The organism is Candidatus Schekmanbacteria bacterium, assembly GCA_003695725.1.
GTDB lineage: Bacteria > Schekmanbacteria > GWA2-38-11 > GWA2-38-11 > J061 > J061.
The window spans coordinates 1-4,400 of sequence record RFHX01000249.1 but is presented as its reverse complement, the minus strand read 5'-3'; the positions used below and the strand labels follow the sequence as shown (position 1 = coordinate 4,400).

At 33.6% G+C, this 4,400-nt stretch carries 2 protein-coding genes; both read right to left on the bottom strand.

Translation table 11 applies throughout. The features are described from left to right. Positions 1–3,626, bottom strand: a 3,626-nt coding sequence (locus tag D6734_09735) for a hypothetical protein (protein RMF93596.1), incomplete at its 3' end; no start/stop codon positions are given. A gap of 231 nt (positions 3,627–3,857) precedes the next feature. Further along, on the bottom strand, positions 3,858–4,400 hold a 543-nt coding region (locus tag D6734_09730; protein RMF93595.1), incomplete at its 5' end, for a hypothetical protein.

The following is a 4,400-nucleotide window of genomic DNA, read 5'->3' as shown; positions in this document are numbered from 1 at the left end:
TTTATTCGACTATCTTTATCATAAGTTAAGTTAATATTACCAGCTGAAACTAATTTTCCTTCTAAATTATATGAATAACTTTTTGATACATTGCCTGAAATAGACATCAACTTGTTGCCGTCGTAAGTATAGTTTTGGATTATACCGTTTAAAATAGATTGTGTGCGATTTCCCACTGAATCATAATAAAAAGAAATATTCCCAAAGGGGCCTGTGGAATTTGTCATTCTCCCGAATGCATCATAAGTGAAGGAATAATTTTGTCCTACATTGAGTGTATCAGTAATAAAGGTTATATTGCCGTCGATATCCCTTGAATATATTAAATCCAAAACCTTAGTGTTGTCTTGCTTTTGAATAGAATGAGAATTTATACGGTATTGGCTGTCATATCCAAAAATTTCAGTTAGTTGGGAAGGATATGAAATAGATTTTATTTTGTCATCTGCGCCGCGCGTTATTGAAATATCGATTGTTGTGTTGTCTGCTTTCTTTATTTCTATAGTATCTGGGTATTCCCAGCTTCCGATATAACTGTAAAAAACCGATAATCCTGATGGATAGTCGACTTTTGTGATACGTCCATTATCATCATATGAATATCCAATAGAAAATGTCTTTCCATCGACTGTGGATTCTTCTTTTGTTATATTCCCATATACATCATACTGATATCTAAGTGATTTATTTTCGTCTGAGACGGAAGTTAGTCTTCCTTTTCCATATGTTGACAAAGCTTCATCGTATTTCAATGTTAGTGATTTATTTTCATCGATATAATCAACTTTGATGAGACGCCCTAAAGCATCATAGGAAAAATGTCTTTCTCTTCCGAAAGCATCTTTCATTTTTGCTGGAAGCATCAGTGCTGAATATGAAAATATCTTTTCTCCTCTTTCAGCTGAATTAATATTTAAAATCCTTCCAAGGTCATCATATTCAAATGATGTTTCATTGCCTATTGAATCAGTAATACCTATGATGTTATCTAAGTTGTCATAAGTGTAGTTTGTAGCAAGATTGTCACTTGATGGATATTCTATAATTTCTTTAAGACGAAGAAGCGAATCATATGTGTATGCCATTGAATATTGACCTTCGGGAAGAGATGCCTGCCGATATTTATCAAGAAGAAGCGAAGTTGCAAATTCAATTTTTGTGTTTGAGTTGGAAGCATCAGGATAGATGTATTTAAGCTCGTTTTTATATCCATACGAATAACTTTCATTTAACACCGTTGTTCCATTTTCATCTCCTTCTTTGATTTCAAAAGAAATTAGATTTCCTTCGCTGTCATATGAAAAAATTGCAGTTTCCAATACACTTGATTGAATATCAGGGCCCTTTCGAAGTTTTGCTATCTTCAAATCTCCTAATTCATTATAGAAATATTCGATAATGTTGCCTTCGGGAAATTTTTCATAATGCAATACGCCCCCCGGATAATAATTGAATTGCCACAAAGCAGTGTCCTTTTGTATTTCAATAAGATTTCCTGCGTTATCGTAAGATAGGATAAAGAATGTTCCATCGGGCAAAGTGATTTTTCCTGCATTACCATAGATGTCGTAATCATCATAAATATATTTATTCCCTAATGGGTCAGTTATCGATTTTAAACGGTAGCGGTTAAAAATCTTTGTATCATCGCTGGCATAGTAATCGAAAGTTGTGATATCGGATAAATCATTACGCCATCCATCAAATGATGTCAGCCGAGAATAAGAATCATAGGATAATGTTGCTCTGTACTGAAAAGGTATGATATTTTTCTGCAAGTCCTTTGTGAAACCTTTCAGTATTATTTGATGAATCAAATTGGTTGGGTTTTCATTATAGTTTGGATCTCCATCATTGTCATAATCAGCAATGAATTCTCTAAAATTATTAGGGAAAACACTTGCTGTTTTTACTGATAGAGGTACTTTCATTTCTGGGTGATAGGATAAATAAATTGACTGTTCCTCAGAGCTTCCTTTCCCGTGACGGATTAATTGAGGGTTGCCAAAATTATCGAAGTTTTCAAATGAAGTAATGTTACCATAAGAGTCTTCTTCTTCAATTATTCTCCCAAGACTATCATTCGTATATGAATAATACGGCGATGTGCAGGTTGAACAGGTATTGCCGGTCGTATGTTTAAGAAGTCCAGTGCGGTTTATCGATTCGTAATGAAAGTAGGTGTCTACTCCTTTTGTATTTGTAATTTTTGTATACCAGTGATCGGTATTGTATTCTAAAAAAGAAAAATGTTTTCCATCGTCATCTGAAAAAGAAACTACACGATCTTCTGTGTCATATGTATAGAGATGGATTCTTCCGTCTTTTGTTGTTATTTTAGTTATGTTGAGGTTGTCGTTAGGATCATTATATTCGTAGGTAGTCGTTGAATTATCAGGATAAGTAGCTGAAACAAGACGCCCTAATGAGTCATATGTATAAGAGACAAGGGTAATGGAGTGTGAATCTTCTGTAATAGATGTAATTCTTCCGTTTGAATCATAATTAAGCGAATAATGCCTATTCAATGTGTCATATATTTTTATAAGCTGCCCGTTGATGTCATATTCTAATTCAATGTGGTTTCCCTCGGGGCTGATTATAGATAAAAGTTCACCTGAACTTCCAAATAAAAATAATTTTCCCTCGTCGTCTTTATATGTGAATGTTGAATCTCCATTGTCTTGTAAACTCATTTGAGATGGTTTTCCTGAAAGATGATAATATGAGGAGGAAGGTGAATCTTTATAAAAGTATAGACTTCTTCCTTTTTGATTTACGAGGCGAACAACATTGCCATCTTGAAGAAAATCCAAATGTGCAGAGAAGCTGTGACTCCATCCCCAACCAATGGGTGTTCCTGATTTTAAGGAAAAATAGCTTTGAGAGTACTTTGTTGATGACGGTGCATTTCGCCCTATTTCTGTGAATTCAGAAAAGATAGTACTTTCATTTGATTTATCAACAGGCACTGAAACATCTGTTGCAATTGCAGGTATCTGCTGTCTTGATGAATAGTCCCGTTTAAATTCGAAATCCAAATTTATTCCTTCAATTTTAAAGTCTCTTTCTTCAATAGTCATTTCACCATTGAGAATATTTACCGGTTCACCAACTTCATTTTTTTTCGCTGAGCAAATGTCCGTATCTTGTGGAGGGATTGATAGATAAGCATTGCATCCTTCTTTTGCCATATTGACAACAATGGAAGCTTGGTCAGAACTGTATGAGCCTGCAGAACCGCACTTATAACAATCTTTCGTTAACAAACGTGCTGAGACAGAGACAGCAACAATGTTAGTATCTCCATGCATTAGGGTAGTATAGGAGGTTTGGTCTTTAGAAAGATGAAGAATGGTAGTGCCTGAGCTAACGCATTGCCTTTTTGTAACAATTGTTAAATCATATCCAAGTAAGCGGTCGATTTCATTGTTACAGCAGATTTTAATCGAGTGGTAAGCATCCCAACTGATTTGAATTTTCTTTTGCGCATTTCCATATAAATCAAAGGTGGGGACAACAGTTGCGGTTAGTCCTGTAGGAGGTGGATCTGATGCAATGGCGGAGTAGGAAATGGATATTAGAAAAAGAAAGATGGAAACAAAAATAGAAAATTTCTTATTCATTGAAATCTCCTTTTTTTGATTTTTTGATAAAAAACTAAAAGACAAAAAAAGTCAAGTATTATTTAAAAAAATATAAAAAAAGCAAATAAAACAGATTCGCTAATCTATTCAAGTGGAGTGATATGAAATATGTGTGTAAGGATAACAATTACACTCAGAATATGACATTTAGGGATAGAGGATGGTTTGATATTATGAAAAATAATCAAATGAAAATTGAACTAACGAAAGTCAAACCTTTTTAGAACTGTTGCTGTTTAAAACCATTAGCACAACCATAATTGTTAGAAAAAGAGTTACAAAGGGCAGGAGTATTAATGAGCTTAATAAAAGTAAAAAAAGTTTGGATAGTGACCAGCAAATTTTATAAAGCAAAAAAATAGAATTTAACTCGTATTCAGAAACAGAATCATCGATGCCAACAATTTTGCGCATATTGGATGCAAATGCGCATACTTCAGTAGTGAGGTTCGATTCATTAATAGTGCCGGAGTAAGGCAAAAACAGAATATTATCTCTGTAATCTCTGAGTTTTTTCAATAGTTCTGCAAATGAGTTAAAATTTTCAGTTGAAATGTTTGATAATCCACCATCAGCGGAATTATTTTTAATGATACTTTGGTTGGATTTAAGAAGAATAACTATCTCGTTTTTTTGCAGATCGAGACTTTTGACCAATTTGTTTATATTTAGATATTCAGAATCTTTGACAATAAAGAGGCACTTATCTTTATCTGTTATTATTTCTTTTGATTTAATTCTGCGGCATATTTT